The sequence below is a fragment of the Bradyrhizobium sp. Kon10 genome (assembly GCF_055807395.1).
This window is the reverse complement of record NZ_JBVVOZ010000039.1, coordinates 30,589-56,360: the sequence shown is the minus strand read 5'-3', so window position 1 is coordinate 56,360 and position 25,772 is coordinate 30,589. Positions and strand designations below refer to the sequence as shown.

At 60.1% G+C, this 25,772-nt stretch carries 18 protein-coding genes; 13 read left to right on the top strand and 5 right to left on the bottom strand.

Annotation, left to right across the window (positions count from 1 at the left end):
- Together AC0L2O_RS32105 and glmS are read right to left on the bottom strand one after the other, a co-directional pair.
- The coding region (locus AC0L2O_RS32105) for a beta strand repeat-containing protein (RefSeq protein WP_473372594.1) at positions 1 to 2,099 on the bottom strand (2,099 nt) is incomplete at its 3' end.
- Between the two features lie 385 nt (positions 2,100 to 2,484).
- Positions 2,485 to 4,311, bottom strand: coding sequence for a glutamine--fructose-6-phosphate transaminase (isomerizing) (glmS, locus tag AC0L2O_RS32100; RefSeq protein WP_473372593.1), 1,827 nt, complete (start codon positions 4,309 to 4,311; stop codon positions 2,485 to 2,487).
- Positions 4,312 to 4,932: 621 nt separating this feature from the next.
- Between glmS and AC0L2O_RS32095 the strand changes: the two genes are divergently transcribed.
- The gene (locus AC0L2O_RS32095) at positions 4,933 to 5,172 is read left to right on the top strand and encodes a DUF6894 family protein (protein ID WP_473372592.1); all 240 of its coding nucleotides are present in this window, start codon (positions 4,933 to 4,935) and stop codon (positions 5,170 to 5,172) included.
- 133 nt (positions 5,173 to 5,305) lie between these two features.
- Here the strand turns inward: AC0L2O_RS32095 and AC0L2O_RS32090 are convergent, their stop codons facing one another.
- The gene (locus AC0L2O_RS32090) at positions 5,306 to 5,941 is read right to left on the bottom strand and encodes a LuxR C-terminal-related transcriptional regulator (protein WP_473372591.1); all 636 of its coding nucleotides are present in this window, start codon (positions 5,939 to 5,941) and stop codon (positions 5,306 to 5,308) included.
- Positions 5,942 to 6,676: 735 nt separating this feature from the next.
- On the opposite strand from AC0L2O_RS32090, the gene AC0L2O_RS32085 reads away from it, so the two are divergent.
- From AC0L2O_RS32085 to AC0L2O_RS32055, 7 genes are all read left to right on the top strand, one after another.
- Positions 6,677 to 7,483 (top strand): LuxR C-terminal-related transcriptional regulator, encoded by an 807-nt coding sequence (locus tag AC0L2O_RS32085; protein WP_473372590.1) that lies wholly within the window; start codon positions 6,677 to 6,679, stop codon positions 7,481 to 7,483.
- A gap of 478 nt (positions 7,484 to 7,961) precedes the next feature.
- On the top strand, positions 7,962 to 8,681 hold the full coding sequence (locus AC0L2O_RS32080; protein WP_473372589.1) for a nucleotidyltransferase family protein: 720 nt from the start codon (positions 7,962 to 7,964) through the stop codon (positions 8,679 to 8,681).
- Positions 8,682 to 8,749: 68 nt separating this feature from the next.
- Positions 8,750 to 9,886, top strand: coding sequence for a DegT/DnrJ/EryC1/StrS family aminotransferase (locus AC0L2O_RS32075; RefSeq protein WP_473372588.1), 1,137 nt, complete (start codon positions 8,750 to 8,752; stop codon positions 9,884 to 9,886).
- Positions 9,883 to 10,569: a sugar transferase gene (locus AC0L2O_RS32070; RefSeq protein WP_473372587.1), complete on the top strand. Its 687-nt coding sequence runs from the start codon at positions 9,883 to 9,885 to the stop codon at positions 10,567 to 10,569. The genes AC0L2O_RS32075 and AC0L2O_RS32070 overlap by 4 nt, the downstream gene beginning before the upstream one ends.
- Positions 10,570 to 10,587: 18 nt before the next feature.
- A complete protein-coding gene (locus AC0L2O_RS32065) occupies positions 10,588 to 11,595 on the top strand; it encodes a GDP-mannose 4,6-dehydratase (RefSeq protein WP_473372596.1) in 1,008 nt (335 codons plus the stop codon).
- Positions 11,596 to 11,732: 137 nt separating this feature from the next.
- A complete protein-coding gene (locus tag AC0L2O_RS32060) occupies positions 11,733 to 12,992 on the top strand; it encodes a polysaccharide biosynthesis/export family protein (RefSeq protein ID WP_473372586.1) in 1,260 nt (419 codons plus the stop codon).
- Between the two features lie 233 nt (positions 12,993 to 13,225).
- Positions 13,226 to 13,882 carry a helix-turn-helix transcriptional regulator gene (locus AC0L2O_RS32055; protein ID WP_473372585.1) on the top strand — a complete coding sequence of 219 codons (657 nt, stop codon included), beginning with the start codon at positions 13,226 to 13,228 and terminating at the stop codon, positions 13,880 to 13,882.
- Positions 13,883 to 14,038: 156 nt separating this feature from the next.
- Here the strand turns inward: AC0L2O_RS32055 and AC0L2O_RS32050 are convergent, their stop codons facing one another.
- Together AC0L2O_RS32050 and AC0L2O_RS32045 are read right to left on the bottom strand one after the other, a co-directional pair.
- Positions 14,039 to 15,463 carry an HlyD family type I secretion periplasmic adaptor subunit gene (locus AC0L2O_RS32050; protein WP_473372584.1) on the bottom strand — a complete coding sequence of 475 codons (1,425 nt, stop codon included), beginning with the start codon at positions 15,461 to 15,463 and terminating at the stop codon, positions 14,039 to 14,041.
- The gene (locus tag AC0L2O_RS32045; RefSeq protein ID WP_473372583.1) at positions 15,450 to 17,591 is read right to left on the bottom strand and encodes a type I secretion system permease/ATPase; all 2,142 of its coding nucleotides are present in this window, start codon (positions 17,589 to 17,591) and stop codon (positions 15,450 to 15,452) included. Before AC0L2O_RS32045 ends, AC0L2O_RS32050 begins: the two co-directional genes overlap by 14 nt.
- Before the next feature lie 786 nt (positions 17,592 to 18,377).
- Between AC0L2O_RS32045 and AC0L2O_RS32040 the strand changes: the two genes are divergently transcribed.
- The 5 genes from AC0L2O_RS32040 to AC0L2O_RS32020 all read left to right on the top strand — a co-directional run bounded on the left by AC0L2O_RS32040 (position 18,378) and on the right by AC0L2O_RS32020 (position 25,733).
- Complete coding sequence (locus tag AC0L2O_RS32040; RefSeq protein WP_473372582.1) at positions 18,378 to 19,676, top strand: glycosyltransferase; 1,299 nt, start codon at positions 18,378 to 18,380, stop codon at positions 19,674 to 19,676.
- Positions 19,661 to 20,566: a hypothetical protein gene (locus AC0L2O_RS32035; RefSeq protein WP_473372581.1), complete on the top strand. Its 906-nt coding sequence runs from the start codon at positions 19,661 to 19,663 to the stop codon at positions 20,564 to 20,566. The genes AC0L2O_RS32040 and AC0L2O_RS32035 overlap by 16 nt, the downstream gene beginning before the upstream one ends.
- 215 nt (positions 20,567 to 20,781) lie before the next feature.
- Positions 20,782 to 22,188 (top strand): O-antigen ligase family protein, encoded by a 1,407-nt coding sequence (locus tag AC0L2O_RS32030; RefSeq protein ID WP_473372580.1) that lies wholly within the window; start codon positions 20,782 to 20,784, stop codon positions 22,186 to 22,188.
- Positions 22,189 to 24,207, top strand: a complete 2,019-nt coding sequence (locus tag AC0L2O_RS32025; protein WP_473372579.1) for a tyrosine-protein kinase domain-containing protein — start codon at positions 22,189 to 22,191, stop codon at positions 24,205 to 24,207.
- Positions 24,204 to 25,733, top strand: coding sequence for a hypothetical protein (locus AC0L2O_RS32020; protein ID WP_473372578.1), 1,530 nt, complete (start codon positions 24,204 to 24,206; stop codon positions 25,731 to 25,733). Before AC0L2O_RS32025 ends, AC0L2O_RS32020 begins: the two co-directional genes overlap by 4 nt.
- Positions 25,734 to 25,772 lie beyond the last annotated feature (39 nt).

Genomic DNA, 25,772 nt, shown 5'->3' with positions numbered 1-25,772 from the left:
TTGCCAACATTGAGATCGCCGGCGCCGCTGGTGATGCCGCTGCCCGAGGTCGCGATCGAGGCAACCGTCGGCGCCGTCTGGTTCACCTGCAGGGTGCCGGTCGGATTGTAGTTGGCCGCACCGGCCAGGTTGGCGGCATTGCCGGCTCCATCGCTGACGACCGCGCCGTTGACGTTGAACGACGAGATCGCGAGATCGGCTGTAGTCTGCCCCGCCGCGGCCGTGTAGCTAAAGGTGAGCGCGGTGCTGCCCGAGCCGCCGGTATAGCTCGCCGTGCCGCCATCGTTGAGGGCGAGCGTCGGCGTGCCGCCGGTGGTGTTGACCGTCACCGCCTCGCTCAGATTGGCCGTCAAGGTGACGACCGCTCCGGTATTCACATTGCCGGTGCCGTTGGTGATCCCCGTGCCGGTCGCAACGATCGAGGCAATCGTCGGCGCCGTCGTGTCGATCTGTAACGTGCCGGCCGGATTGTAGTTGGTTGCCGCCGTCAGGTTGGCAGCAATGCCGTTGCCATCGGTGATCGTCGCGCCGTTGAGGGTGAGCGATGAGACGATGAGATCGGCGGTATTCTGACCCGCTGCAACCGTGTAGCCGAAGGTGAGCGCGGTGGTGCCCGAACCGCCGATGTAGGTTGCCGTGCCGCCGTCATTGAGGGTGAGCCTCGGGGTGCCCCCCGTGGTATTGACCGTCACGGCGGCGCTGAAGTTCACCGTCAGCGTGACCGCCTTGCTCGCGTTCAGATCGCCGGCACCGCTGGTGATGCCGGTGCCCGAGGCCGTGATCGAGGAAATAGCCGGACCTGTTGCGGAACTCTGAATGGCAATCCGAGCGACCGCCGTCTGCCACCAGCCGCCGGCGACATATTCATTCGAGATCCAGAACGAGTTCGGATTGTTCGGGTCGACCGTGGCCGATGAATTGGAGCCCCAGGGCTGCACGCTGCTTCCATCGCCCGAGTTGAAGAAACTGGCACTCGCCTGATACAGGACCGGCGCGCTGAAAGAGCCGGCGGAATCGCCGCCGCCCTGGAAAACGTAATAGTCCGCCGGAAACATGTTCGGACCACTGGCGGTGAAATTGATGATCACGTCGCCCGATGCGGCCACCGCGATGGACGGATTGAAGGTCACCACACCGGTTCCGATTGCGGCACCGGAGATGTCGCCCTGCGCCACGAGAGACGGAGCACTGGGATTACTGACGTCGATCTTGAACCAATGGACCAGCGGTACGCTCGACCCGCTCGGCTTCATCTCGGCCACTCCATAGAGGAAGCCGTTGGCATAGACCACGTTGGCAACGCGGTTATCGCCGGCATCGAGCAGAAGGCTGGTCCCCTGCTGCTGAGCGGTGTAGCTGCCGCCCTGGTCGATATTGCCAAGGGCGATCGTGCTGGTGGCGCTGAATGTATTGGTGGTCTTGTCGAAGGTCTGCAGGCCAACGGCGATCTGGCCTCCGCTGGAGAACGCGCTCGCGTAGTAGGTCTTGCCATTGTTGCCGGCTGCAACGGCAAAGATGTCCTGCGTCGACGGCATGACTTCGCTTGCGGTCACGCTCAACGTGCCTCCGCCATAGATGCCACCGCCCGCACCCGCCGTATCGCCGATCACCCAGTTTTCCATGCCGGCGTAACCGGACACGTTGATGTTGTACTGAGCTGCCGAGATGTAGATGTTCGAACCGTCGACCGCCAACGTCGGGCGGTCAGAGTCGGTCGACTGACCGTTGATCGTGACGGTCGTATTGAGCTGCGAGAAGGTCCAGCCATCGTTCGGATTTGAGTCCTTGGAGACGGCAATATCCATGGAGGTGGTGGTGCCGTCCGGCGCCAGGTACTCCATCATCGCGACAAAGCGCTGATTGACGCTGTCGTAGACGACGCGCTGATCGAAAAGCCCGCCGGTCGGCGACAGCGATGAGAAGAAGCTGTAGACCGATTGCTGGGTCGGCGACCCGCCGGCCAAGTTCGTCCATTCGATCAGCGATCCCTCGATCATCACAACGAAGTTCGACCCGACGGCAAGACCGTTGTGCGGCGGATAGGTGCTGGCGGTCGATGGCCCGGAAAACGATGTCTGGATGGTCGAGGAATAGGTCACCTAATGCTCCCTCTGTCCGAGTCTACACATCTTTGAACATTCACGTTGCCACGAAACTTTCGGCCGGGCCGGCGGCGAAATTCAGTGAAGTTCGCAAGTCAGCGCTTGGCGGAGCTTTGCAATCCAGGTTTTCCTCCCCGGATGCGTCAATGCGCACGCCGGCCGCACAGATAAATGATCCCTGTCCGCCTTCGGCGCTAACGCTGTCGCTGGCGGGTCGTTCGATATTGCACGACGTATCAGCAGGAATTTGTAGCAGCACGACGGACTATTCTGTCGACCCAAAGGGAGTACTCCCCCATGCGATCTGAGTGTTGGCTGCACTTTCGTTGCGTTAGCGGCGACGCCGGCACGCGAGACACTGTGCCGCAAGGGACATTCGCTGCTATTCGACCGTCACCGATTTGGCGAGGTTGCGCGGCTGGTCCACGTCGGTGCCCATGATCACGGCCGTATGATAGGCGAGCAACTGGATTGGAACGGCGTAGACGATCGGAGCGAAGGTCGGCACCATCTCCGGCAGCAATATCGTGGCCTCAGGCTCGACGGCCGCCTCCGCCGCTCCCCTGGCATCCGTCATCAGGATGATCCTGCCCCCGCGCGCGGCGACCTCTTGCATGTTCGACACCGTCTTTTCGAACAGACCGTCGAAGGGCGCGATGACCACAACAGGCATGTTCTCATCGACCAGGGCAATCGGGCCATGTTTAAGTTCGCCTGCGGCATAGCCTTCGGCGTGGATGTAGGAGATCTCTTTCAGCTTCAGCGCCCCTTCGAGCGCCAGCGGATAGCTGGTGCCGCGGCCAAGATAAAGCACGTCCCGCGTTTTCGCGATGGTGCGAGCGAGTTTCTCGATCTGCGGCTCGCTGGCGAGAGCTGCCGCCATCAAACGCGGCACTTCGATCAGCGCTCTGACCAGCCTCCTCTCCTCGCTCGCGGAGATCTCGCCGCGCGCTGCTCCCGCAGCGACCGCGAAGGCGGCGAGCGCCGTCAATTGACATGTGAAGGCCTTGGTGGAGGCGACGCCGATTTCCGGACCAGCCAACGTCGGCAACACTATATCGCTCTCACGCGCAATGGTGGAAGCCGGCACGTTCACCACGGAGACGGTGTGCGCCCCCTTTTCCCTGGCATGGCGAAGTGCTGCCAGCGTGTCGGCGGTTTCACCGGATTGCGAGATGAAGATCGCGAGATCGCCCTTGCGGAGTGGCGCTTCGCGATAGCGGAACTCGGAGGCAATATCGACATCAACAGGGATATTTGCCAGCTGTTCGATCCAGTACTTCGCGATCGCGCCGGCATAGCTCGCGGTGCCGCAGGCCGTAATCGTCGCGCGCCTCACGTCGCTGAAGTGGAAAGGCAGCCTGATCGGCAACGCCGCCCGCTCCCCCCTTATATCGACATAATGGGCCAGCGTGCGGCCGACCACGTCCGGCTGCTCGCAAATCTCCTTGGCCATGAAATGGCGATAGTTGGCCTTGTCGGCGACGAACGAGGCCCCACCCGAATTCAGCACCTCGCGGGCAACGACGGCGCCATTCGCGTCCCGGATCACCCCATTCTCACGCGACAGCTCCACCGAGTCACCGTCCTCGAGGTAGCTGATGCCATCGGCGAAGGGAGCGAGCGCAATCGCATCGGAACCGAGATAGGTCTCGCCTTTGCCATACCCCACCGCCAGAGGCGACCCCCTCCGTGCTCCGATCAGAAGATCGCGATATCCGTTGAAAAGGAACACCAACGCAAAGGCGCCACGCAGCTGCGGCAGCGACGCCCACACGGCTTCCTGAGGCGAATAGCCCATCAGCAGGTAGGAATGAACGAGATGTACGACGACTTCCGTATCGGTATCGCTCGTGAAGGTGGCGCCCTTGTCTTCCAGCGTCTGGCGCAGTTTCCTGAAATTCTCGATGATGCCATTGTGCACCACGGCGACGCGCTCGGTCGCATGTGGATGGGCATTGTGCTCGGTCGGCTTGCCGTGCGTGGCCCAGCGCGTGTGACCAATTCCGGCATCACCGCTCAGTGGATCTGCAAGCAGCCGCGCCTCCAGATTCTTGAGCTTGCCTTCGGCCCGACGGCGCTCGAGACGACCGTCATCGAGAGTTGCCAGCCCTGTTGAGTCATACCCCCGATATTCGAGCCGCCTGAGTGAATCGATCAATCGCCCCGATACCGCGGTTCGTCCTAGAATACCGATAATTCCGCACATTTGTCAGATCTCTCGCCTCGCCGATAATCAGAAATGCACGCGCACGATGATCATCATCGCCCAATACACGGTTGGCGCAAATTGGGGCGGTCGAATCGGAGAATTGCAGCAACGAACGCGGGGTACTCCGCACGGGCGAGCGAATGCGGCAAGCGCCCTCCTCTGTTCTGTTCGAGGAGGCGCTCACGGCGCAGACTGATGTTGTGAATGCAATCACGGCGAGTGGATGCGTGATCCGGGCCCCGCCCGGGCTGCCAGGCGCCTCAGGCGAGCCGGTCCAACGATCGCGGCCCGAGAGGTGGTGCGAACGCGTGCAAGTGAATCAGCAACGCCTGCGCAGTCGCCATACCTTCGATGAAGAGATCGCGGCCCCGGCGGGGGGCTGATTTGCAGGGAAGCCGGGGCCGCCGAACACGCCGAATTGGGCAGTTACGGCGCAACGTGAGCTTAGAGCGCAAGAAGCAACAGTCCATGTCAATCACGAGAATCCGGTTCGAGGTTGAGGTACTCAACAATGATCATGGACGTGGAATGGCAGCTCGTCGTAGGTCCACTCGGGGACGCTACTGGGACGTCCGCTTGGTTTTGTCTCGGGGATGCACTCGTTTTCCGGAAGCGCCAATGCCTCGCTATTTTTTCCACGTTCACGACGGCGGCGGCTTAGTACCAGACGACCTCGGCTTGGATCTCCCCGACATCGACGCCGCGCGGACGGCGGCCATTGAGTTAAGCCGCGAGATCCTGCGAAGTGACGTCGTCGGACCATTTCAGGACTATCCGTCCTGGCGGATCGAGGTGAGCGACAGCCCTGAACCGACCAGTCTGCCACTGTTTGTCCTCCATTTTTCGGTCGAGCAATAGCCTGCAGCAAGCGCCTGCTGATAGAACCCCGCGGGCGTCGGATTAATTCCGATCGAACGTCAGTTACCCTCGGCAGAGCAGCGTTCGCGCACGGGACTGGAAGCAAGAACGGCTTTCAGGGCTCTCCGCCGATTCATTCCGTCGACTTGGCCGGAGTGCCCCAATCAACCCGCGAAATGGCCAAGGCCGCGAGCGCTGTCCGGTTGCTGATCTCCAGCTTCTGGAAGATGTGGTGAAGATGGACTTTGATTGTGCCATCCGCAATGTTCAAGCGGCGTCCAATTTGCTTGTTTGATAGTCCTTCCGAAACCAGGCGCATGATCTGACGCTCTCGGTCCGTCAGCACAGCCAGCGCATTCTCTGAATTCACCTCATGCCCCGCCGGCATAATCTGATCAATTGAGGATTGCGGCACGATTCTTTCACCGATTGCGATTTTCCGCAAAGATTGCACCAGCGCTTCGGGTAAGGTCTCCTTCAGGATCACGCTGCAGCCATCAAACGCGTCCGGCGAGACGAGCCCGTAGACTTCTGAGGGGATGAAAAACACTAGGCGGATCGAGCGATCGACTGGATTGAGGGCGGAGGAGCTCAGTGCGATCAGCTCGGACATCGTTGAATCGAGAATTGCGATATCGGGCGCAAGACTGTCGATCGCCTGCACGCAGCTCGCAGCATCACCACAAGACGCAACGATTTCGAAGTCATCTTCCGCGCCGAGCACGCTGGTCAAACCTCGCAAGACCACCGGATGCCGGTCTGCAATCACTATTCTCGTGCAATTCATTGGGCTTCTCAATCAGTCGCCCCCGCTTCTCAATCAGTTGTCCCCGCTTCTCATCAGTCGCCCTCGAGTCAACGTTCACCCACCTCTCATTGTTTCACGTCTCTGCCGGCCATACGACTCCGCGGGATAGCTTACCGCAGAGCTACGATCATTGTCTCAGGGCGCCTCGCCCGTAGAACCCCGGTGCGGACGCCACATTCCGTTCTCGCGACGAAAAATTCGCGCAACGACGCCCCAGAAACTCACATTCCCTACTTCTGGCAGCTTCATCAATACACACCTCTGTCCTCTGTCCTCCGTCCTCCGTCCTCCGTCCTCTGTCCGCGAGAGCGTCGATCGGCGGTATTTCAGTCCGGCCCGCAGCTCTAGGGATTACGCAATGTGCGGAAACATTTCGATGTTTGCTCATCTGCAGATTGCGTAGATCGCGCTACGCAGGCCAGTGCATTCTGCAAGTGCACTTATAACGAACGGTATATATGGAAATCGAGAATCCGGATTTAACCTTCATAAAACCTTAATAAACAAATTAAGGGCCAAGAACCTGCCCCAGCCGGGGTAGCACAAAAGAGTAGCGCGCCGAACAAAACCGATCAAATGAGCGACCTGTATGGAGGCAGGCGGAATGATCGGCGCAGTTCGCTTTGACTTCATGATGTTTCGAAAATGCTTCATTGCAGTCGTGTCATATGCGTAGCGTAGGTGCTGGAGGGTACAATGCCGAGGCGTCAGTCTTATGAAATGATTCTTATCGGAAAAAACATTCTAGTCAGGGAGGGAATTTCACGGATTCTACATGCTGCAAATTTCAAGATCGTGCTCTCTGCTTCGAGCGCTGATGAGCTGCCAAGCGAAGTCCAATCACATCAGCTGCTGTTTCTCATCATCCATAACGGCGATAGCTTCGATGTCGCATTAGACCACATCCGTTTCGTCAGAGCTCGAAGCCCTGATGCTCGTATCGCAGTCGTATCGGATCGTTATCGTCCCAGCGACCTTGTCTCGGCACATCGGGCTGGAGCGAGCGGCTATTTCGTGAACGTGAATTCTTGCGATGCCTTCATCAAATCCATCGAGCTCGTGACGATGGGAGAGGCTGTCTTTCCTCCAGCATTCCTGTCGTTCGCGCTTGACGGCATTCTCGAGCGCGAAGGAGCACCGAGCGAAGAGGTCGAGCATAGCATCGAGTTCACCGCGGAGGAGCCGGTTGCGCCACATCTTTCTCCACGTGAGAAAGCAATCTTAGCTTGCTTAATCGAGGGCAGTTCGAACAAGTCGATCGCTCGAAAGATCGACATAGCTGAGGCGACCGTGAAAGTTCATGTTAAGGCGATCCTGCGCAAGATCCGGGTTCAGAATCGAACGCAGGCTGCGATCTGGGGAATGAACAATGGGTCGCTGGTGCACTCCGCAAATGGACACACCTTGCCCTCCATCATCCCTCAATCCGTAGGCTTCAGCGCGTTGCGATCCAATCGCCGAGATCACGCCAATCAGCATCCAGGCCTTACTAAGCTCGACTAGCGGGCCCTGTCCGCGACTACCACCTCATCGCAACGGCGTCTCCGGCATGCGATAAAGGACTAATCCCGCGGTACGGCAACCATCACGCGCCCTGCAATCTTCTCGATGCGCCACAGCAGCCACGCTGCTGTGGCGCTCGTCTGTGATGCAGACCTCGACCGTCCCGGCCCACCCGCAGCGCACTGATAGTGCTATGATTTCCGCGTGCCCGAACGCGCCAATCGACGCTGCTACGTAGCGATCGCCTTTCGCAGTCACGCGCCTGCGCGCCGTAATTGAATCGATCACGCTCGCATTGAATGCACTTCATCGTGTCCGCATACTCAAATCGTCTCATGCAAATGCACGAAGACGCGCCAGCTGAATTGCGCTTACGTTCTTTACACGCTCCTGCCACATCGACACGCTGAGATCGGAGTTGTGCGGGGCGAAAGTACATAATTGAACGATTGCAAATTCTAGCAATGCGGAGGGTCTTATGAAGGCGGTTATTCAATGCGGCGGCAAAGGAACTCGCTTACGCCCCCACACCTCAATTTTGCCGAAACCTCTTATGCCGATCGGTGCGCGTCCTGTACTTGAGCTCGTCCTCAAATGGCTGAGGCGGAACGGGATCAGGGAGGTCTACGTCACGACCGGATATCTGGGCCACCTAATCCGCAGCGTCTGCGGAGATGGTAACCAGTGGAACATGCGCATCAATTATACGCAGGAAATGGAGCCGCTCGGAACCATTGGCCCACTATCGCTGCTGCGCGACCAGCTCGACGAGCCGTTTCTCGTACTCAATGGCGACGTGCTGACGGATCTTAATCTCAATCAGTTCGTGAACTGCCACCGGCGCAGCAACTCTCCGCTCTCGATCGCCACGTCAATCCGCCCGACCAAGATGGATTTTGGCGTGATCGAGGAGATGGAGGGGCGCGTGAGCGATTTCCGCGAAAAGCCCGAGCTCACGCATCTCGTCAGCATGGGGATCTACTGCATGGACCCGTCTATCCTCGAGCGGATCCCGTCAGGCGTTCCCTTTGGGTTTGATGATCTGATGTTTCAGATGCTCAACGAGGACGTGCCAGTCAACGTCTTCAAGCACAGCGGCCTCTGGCTCGACATCGGGCGCGTCGAGGACTTCCTGAAAGCACAGGACGTCGCATGGGATGAACAGTCCGCTGCACTCGCTAGTTTCGCAGCCGCCTGACTCCGGCTCTCATCCTGCAGTGATCCCAACAGTCGCGCACGCGGCATGCCCAGATTGGAGATGAACATATGTTATTGGTATCAGAGCCGGTCCTCGGAGACGAGGAGAAGGTCGCTCTCGCCGCGGTCATTGAAAGCGGCTGGGTGACGATGGGAGATCGAGTTCGCGACTTCGAGCAGGCGTTCGCTCGCCTGCACGAGGCCGAGGATGCAGTCGCCGTCGGCTCCTGCACTGCGGCCCTCCACCTCATCCTGCACGCCCTCGGCATTGGCCCCGGAGACGAGGTCCTCGTCCCCTCCCTGACCTTCGTAGCGACCGCCAACAGCGTCCTCTATGTCGGTGCGAAACCAGTCTTCGTCGATATCGGCTCGGCAGAGGTTCCACTGATGTCGCTGGACGAAGCGGAAGCAAAGTGCACTTCCAGGACCAAGGCCATCATCCTCGTCCATTTTGCCGGCTACCTTGCGCATCGCGATGCCTGGCAATCCTTTGCGCGTCGGAAGGGGCTTCTCTTGATCGAGGACGCCGCCCATGCGCCTGGACTGCCCGAGGTCGGCAGCTATGGCGAGGCGGCCGCCTTCAGCTTCTACGGAAACAAGAACATGACCACAGCCGAAGGAGGCGCTATCATTGCGCGCAGCCGGGCGCTGCGCGAGACCATCCGGCAGGCCCGCGCTCATGGGATGACAAGCGGTACACGGCAACGCCTCTCCAGCCGCCGTCCCGACTACGACGTGACGGTTCTCGGCTTCAACTATCGGATGGACGAGTTGCGGGCTGCGCTCGGCCTCGTGCAGCTCAAGAAGTTGCCGGAATGGAACGACATCAGGCGGCGGTTGTCGGCCAAATACCGTGAGCTCATGGCGGAACATTGCCCATCGGTGATGATTCCCTTTGAAGATCCCTGGCCGTCCACCCACCATTTGATGCCGGTCGTGCTGCCGCCGGCAACCAGCCGGCAGCGGGTCATCGATCGCCTGCGCAAGCACGGCATTCAGACCACGGTTCATTATCCGCCCGTTCACCGCCTGACCTTCTACAGAGATCTCTATCCAGAGATTCTCCTCCCGCGCACTGAAGATTTTGCTCGACGCGAACTGACGCTGCCTCTGCATCCGCGAATGACGACGGCGGATGTCGAGAAGGTGGTGATTGCGCTGACGACTGCACTCAACACCGATTTCCCAGTGGGGGCAGTGGCATGACCCTGCCCGAGGTAGCGAACCGATGGGGCGCGCAATCTCGTTCATCTCGTTTGAGTGCACGGCGCGCAATCGATGTTCTCTGTGCCGGCACCGCGATGGTATCGCTTTCACCCGTCTTCGTCGCTGTCGCGTTCGTCATTTGGCTCGAGAGCGGGCGGCCACTCCTGTTCTCGCAACTCCGCCTGGGACAAGGCGGCGAACCGTTTCGTATGTACAAGTTTCGCAAATTCGGGCCGAGCTGCGGCAGCGGCGGATCGCCCCTGACGCTGCAGGAGGATGAACGTTTGACGGCCGTCGGCCGAATCCTCGCCGCGACCAAGCTGGATGAGCTACCGCAGCTCTGGAACGTCTTGCGAGGCGATATGTCTCTTGTCGGCCCCCGACCGGAGTCTCTCAGCTTTTCCGATTGCTTTCGCAACGGCTTCGAAAAGCTGCTCGACTACAAACCGGGTGTGTTCGGCCCGTGTCAGGTCCTGTTCAGACACGAAAACAGGACGTATCCCACCGACGCGCCGGCAGCGGAGTACTATAGAGAAGTGCTGTTTCCAGCCAAAGCGAAGATCGACCTTGCCTATTTTCAGCGACGGACTCTTGTATCGGATTTCGGCTGGATCGCCCGTGCCGGGCACGTCATCGCCGTGGAATGCTGGGCTGCGTTTGCGCGGAAGCTTCGATCAAGATGAGAGAAAGAGAGCGCGATGATGACCTATCTTGGAGCAAAAGTTCTCGTGACAGGAGCCGACGGCTTCATCGGATCGCACCTGACGGAGCACCTCGTTTCGGCAGGAGCTGACGTAACTGCGTTGGCGCAATACAACTCTTTCGACAGCCATGGCTGGCTCGATGATATCCCCCAATCAACCCGACACAAGCTCAACCTCGTGCGCGGCGACATTCGCGACGCGGCCTTCGTCGGCCGACTTGTGCAGGGCCATCACTATATCTTTCACCTCGCCGCGCTGATCGCCATACCCTATTCCTATCTCGCGCCGCAATCCTATGTGGAGACCAACGTACTCGGTACATTGAACATCCTCGAGGCCACGCGGCAATACGGCATCGAACGGCTGGTCGTGACGTCGACGAGCGAGGTCTATGGTACGGCGATGAAGATGCCGATCGATGAATCTCACCCGTTGCAAGGGCAATCGCCCTACTCCGCCTCCAAGATCGGCGCAGACATGATGGCGGAGGCCTTCGCGCGCTCGTTCGGCGTTCCCGTCGTGATCCTTAGACCGTTCAACACGTTCGGACCTCGGCAAAGCGAACGTGCGATCATCGGCACGATCATCCGGCAGGCCCTGGATCCGGAATGCGGTGCGATCATGGTCGGCGATACGACCACCGTCCGCGATTTGACATTCGTCACGGATACAGCCGCGGCATTCATGGCGGCCGGGCTCGCGGACGGTGTTGAATATGGCCATCCCTACAATGCCGGGAGTCAGCGCGCCATCACAATTGGTGATCTGATCGACAACATTCTCGAGCTGACGTCCAGTCACAAGCCGGTTCTTCGCGACGAAAAGCGCCTGCGGCCGACAAATTCGGAAGTGCGCGCGCTCCTTGCCGACTCGACGCGGTTCGTACGGGCAACCGGCTGGACGCCGAAAGTAACGCTGCGCGAAGGACTGGAGCGAACCGTGAATTGGTGGCGTGGTCGTCTCTCCACCAAGAACATCCGACAGCAGACGGATTTTATTACATGACGAGCCCACGCAACCGTCAGGGCATTCCCGGACAGGCTCTCTTCGGGACTCCGGAGCCGCTACGAGGTGTAACGACCTCCCCCTCCGGAATGAACCACGCCGTGCTGCGTATGCTTTATCGGTGCAAGGAGATCGCCATGGACGGCACCACGAGCGTCAGGACATTCAGCCACATCTCGATTGCCGGTTGGATGGTGATTGTTCTGCTCGCCAGCAGCCCATGCTTCGCAGCACAGTACAGGCTGGCGGCAGGTGATACCGTCGAAGTGTCGATCGGAGTTGCGTCGGAACAACGCCACCGCGCGCAAATCCAGATCGACGGCACGATCGCTCTTCCCGGAATCGGCACGGTCGAAGTCGCGGGCCTGACTACGGCCGAGTTACAGAGCCGGATGGAAACGTTGTTACAGTCGAAGATACTGCGGCAACGGCTGCCAGACGGGCGAGAACAGGCAATCGTCGTCGTGCCTGGGGACGTTCTCGCAAGCGTGGTGGAGTACCGTCCTATCTACGTCACCGGTGACGTTCTGACGCCCGGACAGTTGGCATACAGGTCCTCAATGACCGTGCGCCAGGCGGTCGCGGTTTCCGGCGGTTACAGCCTGTTGCGTTCCCGCAATCAGCCTGGCACCAATGATCCAGCGGATCTTCTGCGTGACTATCAGTCCCTTTCTACGGAGTACGTGAAGGAGTACTTCCACATCCTTCGTGTCGATGCCGAACTCGCAGACAAGGACACCTTCGATCAGACCGCACCCCAGGACATATCCTTGCCGTCATCTGCGATCGTTCCGATCGTGCAGGCTGAGGCAGAGTCGCTAAAGACCACCCAACGCGACTATCGCAAGGAGCGCACGTTTCTGGAAAACGCCGTAAAGCAAGCGGACGGACAGTTCGCGGCTCTCAGTAAGCAGCAGGAGGGCGAAGAAAAAGGCGTGCAGGCGGATGAGGAAGAACTCGATCGCGTCGTGAAGCTGTTCAGTTCGGGCTCCCTACCGAGTCCCCGCGTCACCGAAAGTCGACGCGCCCTTCTGCTTTCGTCGACGCGACGTCTGCAAACCACCGTCGAACTTATGCGTCTCCAACGCCAGCGCGAAGATTCCGCCCGGCAGATCGATCGCGCCGCAAGCCAGCGCACGACCACGTTGCTTCATGAGCTGAGGGACTCCAACGTCCACATAACCGACCTGCGCATCAGAATGAGGTCATTAGCGCAGAAGCTGCAGCCCGTAAGCGGAAGCGCGGCGATACCAGCGGGAACGGGTGACCTAAAGCCGCAAGTCACCGTCGTACGAAAATCCGGCCAGAGTTGGGAAAAGATCGTCGCATCCGAAGATTTCGACCTAGAACCAGGTGACGTTATCGAAATCACGTTGCGGGCGCCCGGCGGCTCGTAACGCCACCGGCTCAATGCGTCGCACTGATCCGCAGATCCTCCCCACTGGGCACTCAACAAGCGATCTCCGGCTACCCCGCGTCAGCCTGCTCGGCTTCACGAGAACGTCGGCTGGATTACTCCCAAGTAGACCGCCTAACTCCGATTCAATGTTTACAACGCGCCTGCCAATTGGAGAATGGTGGTCAGATGTCGTTCATTTGAACGAGCCGGTAAACGAAAGGCGCGCATCGAATGCTGAACCTGACCCAGAGCAGCTCGGTTGCATCACTTTACCAATCCAAGGAATCCATTTTCAACATTTCCAACCGTGCTCCCCCAATCCTCTCCGAGGACCGTCGGTTCGACGTGCGCGATGAAATGCACGCAGCCCTCGGCCGTATTGGCTGCGTGCACATCTTGCTCAAACACGACCGTGTGGTCGAGGTGAGCCCGACGGGCCGGGCGATACTGGAGCGCCATTGTGGATCCGCCCTGGATACAAAATCGCTCTCTGTCGCTGTGAGGGACATCGTAAAGCGCGCGGGCGTCGAAGTTTCCGCGGGTTCGATGGCATGGCTGGCGACGTCGCCCCGCGAAGGCATAACGAGCCTCGTCAATGAGATCGCCAATGTCTGGTCGGACGACACCTGCGCCATCGTCCTGCTCGACCTCGATGCTCGTCCGGAGCCGTCACCCCGAACGCTGCAACGCTTGTTTGGCCTCACGACCGCCGAGATTCATGTCGCCATCGAATTGGCACGCGGCGGCAATTTGCTCGACATTGCCCGCTCTCAGCGGCTGAGCCGAACGACAATCCGCTCCCATCTCGCCTCGCTGTTCGTCAAGACCCATACGCGACGCCAAGTGGAGCTTGTTTCCCTCCTGGGGCGTATCGCCCTTATACCTTAAAGACCTGACGTCCGTTTCCGCCCCAATCTACTGCCGAGGGCGCATCCAACGACGATCGTGAGGCCACGCGCCGGCGAGTTTCGCCTGCAACGGCCCGGGGGCGCCGCCGCCGGCGGGCCAAAAAGGCACGCTCTCCCTGCTCAGAGCCCCTGGCCGTTATCTTTCTCGTAATATTTCCTGATTGTAGCGCGTCAACGGTGAGAGCAGATAGCTGACGATGCGTCGCGAACCCGTCCTGATCTCGACAGTCACCGCCATTCCCGGCGACAGTTGGACGGTCCGACCCTCTATGTCCATCGAGGTACGATCGAGGCTGACGCGGGCCGCGTAAATCAGCTCCTGCCCCTTCGGCTCGCTGGACGCGATTTCCGTTCCGCCGGACTGATCCCTCGCCCCGTCCTCACGTCGATCACGTATGATCGCATCCCTTGAAACGCTGAGCACCCTACCATTCAGCAGGCCGTAGCGGGTAAAATTGAAGGTGTCGATCTTGATTGCGACGGTCTGCCCCGGAACGACAAAGCCAATATCTCGGTTAGATACCAGCGCCTCAATCTCGAAATCCGGATTCAACGAAACTACGGACGCCAGTGTTTGTGCCGGTGTTACCACGCCACCGATCGTGTGCACCGCGAGCTGCTGCACGACCCCATCGACCGGCGCGGTGAGAATTTGCAGCTTCGCCTTTTGCTCCGCCTTGATCATGTCCTGAGCGAGACCGGCAGCCCGCTGTTCGGCCTTGGACAGATCGTCATAGAGCGCTCGTCGGAACTCCGCTTCCGCTTTGGATCTGGTCTGCGCGAGACTCGCCGTCGCGGCTTCCGCTTCGCGGAGCCGGCTCTGCTGGACCAGAACGTCCTGCTGTTGACCGACCAGTTCCTGAGCCTCGGTGAGATAGGTGATCTTAGACCCGATAGCCTTATCGTAGAGATATTTGCGAACGTTCACACGCTCCTCAAGCAGGGGGATCGTTGCATCGAGCTTGGATATCGTCGCCGCGATTGTCTCACTCTCCGCCTTTTTCTGTCCCAACTGCCTATCGAGTTCCGACAACCTCGTGCTGTGCTCTGCCATCTGGCTGGCCAGGAACTGACGATGAAGGTCGATCGCCTGCTGGCTCGCTCCTGTCGGAGGGGCGAACGTCGCCATCGGATCGCCGGGTCCCAACGCCGCACGCAACCTGGCAATGTCAAGCTGCGTAGCAACCAAGTCGCTCCTCACGTGATCAAGTTCGGCGGCAGTGATAGTTGGATCCAGTTCGATCAACACGTCTCCCGCCTTGACCACCGCGCCATCCCTGACGTGAATCGCGCGCACCACTCCCGTTTCCGCGGGCTGGATCACCTTGGTTCGGCCATTCACCACGATCTTGCCCGGCGCGGTCGCGACAACATCGACCCTGGAGAGCGTAGCCCAGACCATTGCGACACAAAACAGCAAGATAATGATCATTCCGATAGCGCGGCCGACCGGCGACGGCGGCCTCTCGAGGACCTCCAGCGCGGCCGGGAGAAAGGCCGTCTCCTCTTCGCGGCGCCGGCGGCGATCCGGGAACGGAACGATGCTTCTAGCGGTGGTCATTGATCCCTGCCTGGAGCAAGTGCAAGTTTGCGTAGCGTCCGTTCGAGCGGATCAACTCATCATGGGTGCCGTCCTCAACGATCCGCCCGTGATCAATGGTGATAATCCGATTTGCTCGTCGCACCGTGGAGAGGCGGTGGGCAATGATAAAGACGGTGCGCCTTTCGCAAATGCGTCGCATGTTGTCCTGGATGATCCGTTCGCTCTCATAGTCGAGCGCGCTGGTGGCCTCATCGAAAATCAAAATACGGGGATCATTGACCAGAGCGCGAGCAATCGCAATGCGCTGCCGCTGGCCACCCGAAAGGCTGCAGCCGCGCTCACCGACAATGGTATCGTAGCCCTCAGGCAGTTCGAGTATGAATTCATGTGCGCCGGCAAGGATGGCCGCATCAATGATCCGCTGCATCGGCATGGCGGAATCGGCAAGCGCGATGTTCTCGGCCACGGTTCGGTTGAAAAGCACGTCCTCCTGCAGAACGACGCCGACCTGCCGTCGCAGCCAGGCGGAATCGGTCAAGGCAAGATCGACACCATCGACGAGGACACGGCCACTTTCCGGCACGTACAGCCGTTCAAGGAGCTTGGTCAGCGTGCTCTTGCCCGAGCCGGACGGACCAACAATCCCGACGACTTGGCCTGCCGGAACATGGAATCGAATGTCGTGCAGCGTCTCGGGCCCGTCGGTGCGATAGCGGAAGGTAACGTGATCGAATGTGACGGCGCCGGTGATCGGCGGGAGCACGGCGCGCCCTACGCCGACAGTCGGCTCCGGCCGCGTATTGAGAATATCGCCCAATCGATCGATCGAGAGACGAACCTGGTGGAAGTCCTGCCAAATCTGCGCGATGCGCAAGACAGGCATGTTCACGCGGTTTGCCAACATATTGAAGGCCACCAATTCACCGACGGTCAGGCCACCTTCGATCACCAACTTCGCGCCGAAGAACAGGATGGCAACCGTAACCAGATGGCTCACCAATTGCACTGCCTGACTTGCGACATTTCCAAGGCTCACAACGCGAAAGCTCGCGGAAACATAGGCAGCGAGCTGTTCCTCCCAGCGCCTGTTCATCTGGGGCTCAACGGCCAGGGCCTTCAACGTCTGCACGCCCGTTATGCTCTCGACCAGGAAGGCCTGATTTTCTGCGCCTCGACGGAATTTTTCATCCAACCGCTGACGGAACAGCGGTGTCGCGATGGCCGAAATGCCGATGTAGAACGGAAACCCTCCCAGAACGATCAGCGTGAGCATCGGCGAGTAAACGAACATCACCGCAATGAAAACTGCGGTGAACATGAAATCGATAATGAAAGTCAGCGCGGAACTCGTCAGAAAGTTGCGGACATTTTCCAGCTCCTGAACGCGGGCGACCGAGTCGCCGACCCTTCGGGTTTGAAAATACATGAGCGGCAATGACGCCAGATGGCGGTAGAGGCGGGCGCCTAGCTCGACGTCGATGCGGTTGGTGGTATGAGAAAAGAGGTAAGTGCGTAACGCGCCCAGCACTGCTTCGAACACGGCGATCACGGCCAAACCGATCACCAAGACTTCCAGCGTACTGATGCCGCGATGGACGAGCACCTTGTCGATGACCACCTGAAAGAACAGCGGGCTGACGAGGGCGAATACCTGGAGGAAGAAGGAGGCGAGCAGAACTTCTCCGAGGAGGTGGCGATACTTCCGAATTGCACCAAGGAACCAGGTGAAGTCGAATCGGCGAGACAGATCGGAAAGCGACGCCCTGCGCGCCATCAAGACCATGCGGCCATCCCAGAGCGTCTCGAATTCGGCACGAGTGAGTTTGCGCGGACGGGGGTCCGAGGGACACTGAACCAACACCTCGTCCCCGTCCGCCTTGCCGACCAAGAGGAAGCCGCCTTGATTAAGCACGGCGATCCCCGGCAACGGTATGCGCGCAAGCCGCGCCCAGCCGGTCTTAATCGTGCGCGCCTTGAGGCCGAATGCCTTCGCACAGCGCACCATCTCCGTCACCCCGATGTGACGGGTACCTAGTCGATGACAGAGTTGCTCCTCGTCGGCTGCAATACCGTGCAACCTAAGCAACAGGACGAGGGCAAAGGGCGCCGACTTCTCCGGAGAAGCCATTTCTTGGATATTCCGCATGTGGCCCGCCAACATCTCGCGATCAATAACATCAGATCCGGACAGCAACCCGAGCGGCCCTTTTGTCGTCCTCGTCTCGCCCTCGATCCTGCGAGCGCTGGTTGCTCGTGAGGCACGTCTTGCCGTGAAGTCGCCTCCTGCGGTCGCAACTCTAACCGGGCTCTCGGGATACCCGAGCGGCAAAAACGCAGTACATGCGCAGTTTTATTAGGCCCTAATAGGTAGCTCAGAAGGTCAGAAGCCCGCACCGAGATGGCGTCATCGACGCCGCCGCTAGGTGTCGCAGTGGGAAACCCTGCAGGAGCAATGGCGCGGACACAGAGACGAACGGAGAGGTAATCCAAAGGGGGTACTGGAAATGATGGGCCGTCTCATATGGCCTCACCCGCCGGCCGGACATCGATCGAGCATCGTCGTTTCAAATCGATTCTCGCCGCGAACGCGCAATCCTAGCGCAGCATCGCAACGCGCCGCCGCCGATTGCGCGAGTGGATCGTGTGGTTACTCCTTTATTCAGATACGATCGCGAATGTGCCGTGTTAATAGTGGATTCCCGACAACTCTCTCGGTTGAATGTGAAATTCACGCATCCCTGAGCGTGTCGGCGCTTTCCAGCGGATACCGCTTTGCGGTTTCCGATGGATGGTTGGGCAGCGGCACCGCTCAAGTGGGCTGCGATCCAACGGACAAGTTGACGAGATCCTGTCTCCGCGGACGGGCTGCCGGCATTTGCCAAGACGTGCGCGATCAAGGCATGCGCGATAGGGAATAAGGGAGCTTTGCGAAATGTTGAAACCGGGGCTGAGCGGCGATCAAAGAAACGGTTCTCGTCTCCCTGACAAGCATCCAAGAGAGGCATCGAGCGATCCACGCGATCCGCTGCAGCCCCATCTTCTTTATATCGGGGGCGAAGATCATCATCTCCGCATTCCGGCGATGTGCGCGCTGCGCGACCGCGGCTTTCGCATAACAGCAGTGGCGAGCGGCGACCCAGCTCCGTTTGCGCAAGCAGGCATCCGCTATCGAGACTTCCAGTTCAACCGGTTCGTAAACCCGCGGGCCGACTGGGCGGCCATCAAAAGCCTTACGAAAATCCTGGTCGAGGAGCAGCCTGATCTTGCGCAAAGCTTCGACACCAAGCCCTCGATATTTCTGCCTTTGGCTGCGCGAAGCGCTCCCGGTGTGTTGGCCATTCGAACGATTAATGGACGAGCTTTTCTCTATTCATCTCGCTCTCCTCTCGCCCTGACGCTACGTCCGGTCTATCGCGCGCTCCACAAGCTTGCAGCTCGCACCGCTGCCGCTACGGTATTCGAGATCGGTGACGACCGCGCGTTCTTCGAGCGTCACGGGATCGCAGGAAAGATGCCCGTTCTGATCCGAGGTGCGGGCGTCGATGTCGAGGGGTTCGATCGAGCACTGAGCTCAGGCCCCTCGCCGGCTCAGCTTCGCCAAGAGCTCGGGCTTGGCGACGCAGAAGTCGTGATTACCGTGACGCGGATGACCAGGCAGAAGGGCATTCCGGCCCTACTCGACGCCGCTGCCCGGGTGCACGAGGTGCGTCCCGATGTACGGTTCCTGCTTGTCGGGCCGCGCGAATCCGAAGGCCCCCTCGCCATCCTGCAGGCCGAGATTGATCGGCATTCACCCTATGTGAAGGCGATCGGGCCGAGATCGGACGTCCCGGCCCTGCTCAGGCTCGCAAATGTATTCGCGTTTCCGACTGAGTACCGTGAAGGCGTGCCTCGGGTTCTCCTCGAGGCCGCACTCGCCGGCCTGCCAATCGTAACCACGACCATGCCGGGTTGCGCGGAAGTCATCCGCGACGGATGGAACGGTTTGCTGGTGTCCCCGGGAGCGCCGCCTGCATTGGCCGCAAAGATTCTGCATTTGCTCGCCAATCGAGAGAAGGGCCTGACCATGGCAGATCGCGCCGCCGAGTATGTCAGGAAGGAGTTCTCGCTCGCGACCGTTGTCGCTCAGCATGCCAATCTCTACAGGCAGTTGATCGATCGTGCGTCCCCAGTCCGGTTCAAGGACGGCAACCTCGCGGCGGCGAGGGAGGATACATGCAGCGTCCTGTAGGGAGAGGCGTCACGTACGTTACGTGGATCGCGGTAGCAGTGCTGCTGGGGGGTAGTGCATTGCTCCTGCAGGGCTTCGTGTTCGACACGCCCACGCACGCGCAGCCCACAACCACGTTGCATTTCGCCTCCAACGGAAATTTCGACCCGGCCGGCAACTATCTTCCCGGTGCAGCCGGCTTCAATGTGGCGGACGTCAGTAGCCTGGCGCAAATGGACTCTCTGCCGGAGGGTGTGAGAGGCCTGGTGTGGGTCGGTCAATGCAGCGGCGCGGACACTAAATTCGTGGATACCGTCCGCCCATACATCGGCCACGCCAAGCTGTTCGGATTCTATTTGATGGACGATCCGGATCCGACCGGACAGCACTTTCCGCTTTGTGCGGCTGACAATCTGAAGGCGGAATCGGACTGGATCCACACCAACCTGCCCGGCGCAAAGGCTTTCATCCTGCTCATGACGATGACGTCGTCACGAACGCCGTCCTTCAAGAACACCTACAACCCCGCTAACTCGCATGTCGACCTGTTCGGCATCGATCCGTACCCTTGCCGGACGGAGTTGAACGGCTGCGATTACCGCCAGATCGACCGCTATGTCGCGGCGGCCGAGGCCGCCGGAGTGCCGCGCGACAAGATGGTCCCGGTCTACCAAACATTTGGCGGCGGCCGCTGGATAAATGACGGCGGAGGCCGATACGTGTTGCCGACCGCAAGTCAGATGCAGCTGATGTTGGCTCGCTGGGACGCACTCCTGCCGAGCCCCGTTTTTGACTTCGCCTACAGCTGGGGACCGCAGAATGGAGACTGGGCCCTCGCCGGTTCACCGGAATTACAGGCAGCGTTCTTGAGCCGCAATCGAAACCCAATAGCTTTGAACCGAATGAATTGAAGTCCGATGGAAGCCGCCAGAACGTATCGCAACCGAAAGACATTCCAGCCGGACGACATTCATGTGCGCCTCGAGATAAGAAGGGTGGACAGGAGGTCTGGACTCCTTTCTGCTGTCCCGCGAACCATCGCCCTGTTTCGGATCATCACTCAAAGGCTGCCGTCTTCGGTCGAACGGTGGTTACGGAATCAATCGACGCAGCGCGAGGTACGTCTGTGATCCTCGACTTCCTGTTCGCAGTCGGGCTGCTGCTGACGCCCGCCTCCCAATTGCGGCTTGCAGGCTTGCCAGTCGGACCGGGCGAACTCTGTCTATTTATGTGGGTGATCCTCGTACTCGGTCGCGAAGCAGCTCGCCTTCGCTTGCTCCTGACGCCTGCGCTGTCGCGGCTACTGGTGTTCTGGTCGCTGTTTGTCCTTGCGCAGAGCCTCGGAACCCTGACGGCAAAGCTCATCGGCGACCAGCACGATTCCGAATGGTTCATACACGATGTCATGGCCTATCCCCTATTAGCCGCCATCAGTTGCCTGAGCGTGTTCGGGCCGCACCCCCGAGCCAGGTTGCGGCGCATCACCTGGCTTCTGTGCGGACTCGGCACGCCGGTTATTGTCGCACAACTGGCCGACGCCTGGGGTCTCTACGATCTACCTTCGGTCGATCCGATGTGGTGGGATCAATTCCGAGGCTGGTCGTCGAATCCGCATCAACTTGCAGTCCTCTGCATGGTGCTGGGATTTCTATCGCTCCATCTTGCCGAAACGTCCACCAGGGTCGGCCCGAGGATGGGCGCTCTCGCCTGCGCCATCATCCCCGTCTACACAGGCCGGATCACCGGGAGCGATTCGTTTACGCTCATTTTTGTGCTGGCCGGCCCGATCTTCCTGGCGTTCAAGTGCCGAACCTGGCTGTTCTCGCGAGCGCGGCAGATCAGCTTCCGTTCAGCGGTCGCCTGGGTGATTGTGCTGACCTCGCCCGGGCTCGTGATCTCGATGGCGCCGCTGGCCTATTCGATTGCGGTCGAAGCCAGCGACCTCGCCAAGTCGATGGCACGGGACAACCCCGAGCAAACCAAAGAGAAGACGGAATTGCGATTTGAGCTTTGGAGCCAGGCGCTCAGGCGCGGGGTCGGGTCAGGCATGCTCGGCCTGGGCCCCGGCCCGCATCTCGAAATTCCGACATCAATCGTCTCGGCGAGGAAGCTGGACACTGTCCATCCCGACTTTGTCGAACACCCCAAGCCCTCGTTCGTGCCGAATTTTGAGGCGCACAACACGATTCTCGACCTATTTACCCAGGGCGGGCTCCTGATCGTCTTGAGCTTCGTCTGGCTCGTGGCAACGGCTTTCCGGTCCGCCTACGCGACCGGCCAAGCAGGCTTGCCGACGTTACTGTGCGGTCTCTGCATTTACGCCATCGCCACCTTCCTGCTTCGGCATCCGATCTTCTGGTTTGTAATCGCAGTCTGCCTGACCGCAGAGCCGATGCCGGCGGGCCAACTACGATCGATCGCCGGAGGCAACGCACTTCGTGGCCATGCTCGCCTGGCGAACGCATGGGATCGATTTCTTCCACGCCCGCGACCGGCATATGGCACGAGCCAACCGAGCTCGAGGCTAAGCTGATTGCGAGAATGGGCCGATGGCAGGGAGGTACTGATGCAATTGATGGATAAGACCGGTCTCATAGCCGACAGCATACCAATAGGGCCTGACTTCGAAGCTCTGCAGCAAGACGATCAGACCACGATCGCACCCGAACCCGGCTTCCAGCAGGTGATCGGGACCCTTCGTCGGAGGAGCAATCTCATCCTCACCATCGCAGGCGTGGGAACGATGCTGGCCGGCATCGCCGGTGTACTCATCACGCCCAAATATACGGCGACCGCGCAGGTCGTCCAGGTTCAGGGCGGCACTCCCCTAAGTCCCGAGGCGCTCCAGCAGGCCGTGGACACCCAGGTGACCATGCTGACATCTCCCTATCACTTGCGCCACGTTCTCGACAGCTTTCGAAACGACCCAAAGTTTCGCGGGCTGGCGCCCGACCTCGTCGTGGATCCGGCCATCACACCGAAACCTGCTCAGGCCGAGACGAGTGAGGCCGGCCCGCTGGGCCTGAAGGAGCTCAAGCGACGGCTGGGGGTCTGGATCGGACCGCTATTCCATCATAGGCGAGCCGACGCAGGCCTGCAATTCGACGATCTCCAGCGTCGTCTGCAGGTTCTCCAGGAACGCCGTTCACGCATCATCAACGTCACCTTCCAGTGGACGAGCCCCGAGAGGGCCGCCGACATCGTCAACCGGATCGTCGAGCTCTACGTTCAGAGCAATGCAGAGCAGCAACGAGCTTACACCAAGGGCGAACTGGCCCGGCTTGATGAACGAATGGCGACGGTCAAGGCCGACATCGAGCGGACCAGCGCAGCACTGCACCAAGCAACCCAGCGGCGCGCCGATGTGGGCCGCAATGCCGGCGGCGAAGAACAGGGAGCTAACGCCGACCCACGCGAACTCGAACGCCGAACCGCCGCCAACGCACAGCTTTATGCAAGTCTTCTCCAGCGCCAGAAGGAGATCCGCGAACAGGAAGAGCTCGTCAATCCGGACGTCAGCATTCTTTCACTTGCCTCTCCACCATCGCGACCGAGTTCTCCGAATCCGATCCTGTTCATGCTCCCTGCCCTGATCGTCTCGCTCATCTGTGGGAGCTTCGTCGCCCTCGTCCAGGAACGCCTCGACAAATCGCTTCGCAGCGAGAAGGAAATCACCGACGCGTTCGGACTCTCCTGCATCGGTCTGGTCCCGCAAATGCCCGCGGGCCGCCTGACTGACGCAGGAGACTATGTTCGGATCGAGCCATTCTCGCCCTACGCGCAAGCGCTCCGGTCCGCGGCTGCAACGTTACGTCTCGCCGAGGCAGGCCATGCGAAAACCGTCTTGATCAGTTCCAGCATCGCCGGCGAAGGGAGAACCACGCTCGCCCGCGGACTCGCGGCTTATGTCGGCCTCCTCGGACAGCGTGCGCTCCTGATCGGCATCGACCTTCACAGGGGCATGCGCGTTGGCGAGTTCGACAGCGCCGGCGAGCGACGAATCGTCGGTCTACAGAACCGATCGCTGGCGGACTCGATCCGGCACATTCCGCAGGCCGGCTTCGACTATCTCCGGATACCCGGCTATCGGCTCGACCCAATAAGTGCCATCGAACAGATGGCCGAACTCGTTCGCCAACTGCGCGAACGCTACGATTGCGTGATCATTGATGGTCCGCCCGTCCTTGCAGCCATTGAGGCGCGATTGCTCCCGTCGATCGCCGATAAGCTTCTGTTCGTGGTCAAATGGGGGAGCACGAGGCGGGAGGTCACTCAGAACGCCGTGGGCCTCCTTCGCAGCTGCGGGCGCTTCGACAACGAGCGCGGCGATTTTGGGGCGGCCATTGCGACACAGGTCGATCTCAAGAAGCATGCGCAATACGGCTTTGGCGATGCGAGCGAATTTTCCGCCGGGGGTGCAGACGCGGCTCGCGCCGGCATACGTCAACGCTTCCACGCGATCACCTCTTCTCCGTTTCAGCGGATGCAGGAGATCGGACTTCAAGCGCTGGACATTGCAAGATCCTTCGGGCGGAAAGGGCACGAAAGATGAGACAGGGTGCCCTGCACAGGACAGACCTGACCAGCGGCTCGACCGCCGAGAGCGCGATGTTGCCGCTTATTCTCATGGTCTTGAACGACTTTGATCGACACGACATCACCTACTTTTACTGGAAGAGCAGCAATCGAGTTTACCGCGGCCTCACCGGCGACGGAGATCTCGATCTCCTTGTGGCAGATCGGGATCAGCACCGCGCTCAGGCGATCCTCCTCGAGCGCGGTCTCAAGCTCTTTCCGGCCGTCCCCTATCGTGACCATCCATCGGTCCTGAGCTATCTCGGCCATGACGAACCGAGTGGCCGGATCGTGCATCTTCATCTGCACGTCCGGCTGGTCGCCGGCGCCAGCCTGCTCAAGAACTACCACCTGTCCTGGGAAGAGGTCCTGGCTAAACGAGCGATTGCTCACCCGGAGCTGCCGATCCGTATTCTGGACCCCGTCGACGAGGCATTGCTGCTGATTGTACGCGGCTCCCTTGAGCTGCGGCGATCGGATCCTGTCGTGCTCCGCAACTGGCAGGCAATGACACGCAAATTTGCACTTGATCGTGCGGAACTCGCTGGACGAATTCCTCGCGCGGCGCTCAGAAGGCGAGCGGCTGAACTGCTGGGCGACGATCTGGCCGACATGGTTGCGGATGCGCTTTATTGCCAACCTGCGCTGGAGCATCAGCGACGTTTGCGGCGGCGCATCGGAAGGCACTTCGCGCCCTATCGTACCTACAACGATCTTGAGGCAGGACTGCGGGGGCTGACGCGTGCCGCGCACCTCGTCGCCGGTTACCTGAACAAACGCTTTATCTGGGCACCCCGGCCGTGGAGTCGACGGGCTCCAGGTGGTGGGCACGTTGTGGCCGTCATCGGCGTCGACGGCAGTGGGAAGTCAACCATCGTCGCGACAATCCGGCAGTGGCTCGGCGAGGAGGTGGATGTCATTCCGGTCTATTTCGGTACCGGCGCGGGGCGCCCCTCCCTCGTCTTATGGCCGCTCAAGCTGATGGTGCCTCTGATCGCGCCATTGTTCAAGACCAAGCCCAAGGGCTCGTCGCATGGCAAGATCTCGGATCGCCCTCCGAGCCGGGTCTACAGTGCTCTGATGGCGATCTGGGCGACGGCCACGGCCATCGAAAAACGCTCCAAGTTGTCGGCCGCGCATCGTGGGGCCCGCCGAGGCCTTGTGGTGGTCACCGATCGATACCCGCAGAACGAGATCGCCGGCTTCAACGAAGGTCCGCTGATGCCGCGCCTGGTCGGGATTCCACTCTGGCTACGTCGCTTTGAAGCCAAAGCCTATTCACTTGCCGAGCGCCTCCCACCGGATATCGTGATCAAGCTGGTCGTTCCGCCGGAGGTTTGCGCCAGGCGCGAACCCGACATGGATCCTGCCGTGATCACGCAACGTATCGCGGCTATCCCGCGCCTCGCGTTTTCCGGCGCACGCGTTGTCTCGATCGACGCCCAACAGCCTCTAGCCGATGTCATTCGCGCGGTGAAAAAGGAGGTGTGGCGGATACTCTAGGGCAGGCGACAGAACGTCTCATTGAATCATTTCATTTGT

Excerpts from the sequence above, each read along its gene's own strand:
- AC0L2O_RS32075 (WP_473372588.1), top strand. The coding sequence starts at position 8,750 with ATGTTATTGGTATCAGAGCCGGTCCTCGGAGACGAGGAGAAGGTCGCT.
- AC0L2O_RS32035 (WP_473372581.1), top strand. The coding sequence starts at position 19,661 with ATGCAGCGTCCTGTAGGGAGAGGCGTCACGTACGTTACGTGGATCGCG.
- glmS (WP_473372593.1), bottom strand. The coding sequence starts at position 4,311 with ATGTGCGGAATTATCGGTATTCTAGGACGAACCGCGGTATCGGGGCGA.
- AC0L2O_RS32050 (WP_473372584.1), bottom strand. The coding sequence starts at position 15,463 with ATGACCACCGCTAGAAGCATCGTTCCGTTCCCGGATCGCCGCCGGCGC.
- AC0L2O_RS32070 (WP_473372587.1), top strand. The coding sequence starts at position 9,883 with ATGACCCTGCCCGAGGTAGCGAACCGATGGGGCGCGCAATCTCGTTCA.
- AC0L2O_RS32080 (WP_473372589.1), top strand. The coding sequence starts at position 7,962 with ATGAAGGCGGTTATTCAATGCGGCGGCAAAGGAACTCGCTTACGCCCC.
- AC0L2O_RS32085 (WP_473372590.1), top strand. The coding sequence starts at position 6,677 with ATGCCGAGGCGTCAGTCTTATGAAATGATTCTTATCGGAAAAAACATT.
- AC0L2O_RS32020 (WP_473372578.1), top strand. The coding sequence starts at position 24,204 with ATGAGACAGGGTGCCCTGCACAGGACAGACCTGACCAGCGGCTCGACC.
- AC0L2O_RS32055 (WP_473372585.1), top strand. The coding sequence starts at position 13,226 with ATGCTGAACCTGACCCAGAGCAGCTCGGTTGCATCACTTTACCAATCC.
- AC0L2O_RS32040 (WP_473372582.1), top strand. The coding sequence starts at position 18,378 with ATGTTGAAACCGGGGCTGAGCGGCGATCAAAGAAACGGTTCTCGTCTC.
- AC0L2O_RS32065 (WP_473372596.1), top strand. The coding sequence starts at position 10,588 with ATGACCTATCTTGGAGCAAAAGTTCTCGTGACAGGAGCCGACGGCTTC.
- AC0L2O_RS32095 (WP_473372592.1), top strand. The coding sequence starts at position 4,933 with ATGCCTCGCTATTTTTTCCACGTTCACGACGGCGGCGGCTTAGTACCA.
- AC0L2O_RS32060 (WP_473372586.1), top strand. The coding sequence starts at position 11,733 with ATGGACGGCACCACGAGCGTCAGGACATTCAGCCACATCTCGATTGCC.
- AC0L2O_RS32045 (WP_473372583.1), bottom strand. The coding sequence starts at position 17,591 with ATGCGGAATATCCAAGAAATGGCTTCTCCGGAGAAGTCGGCGCCCTTT.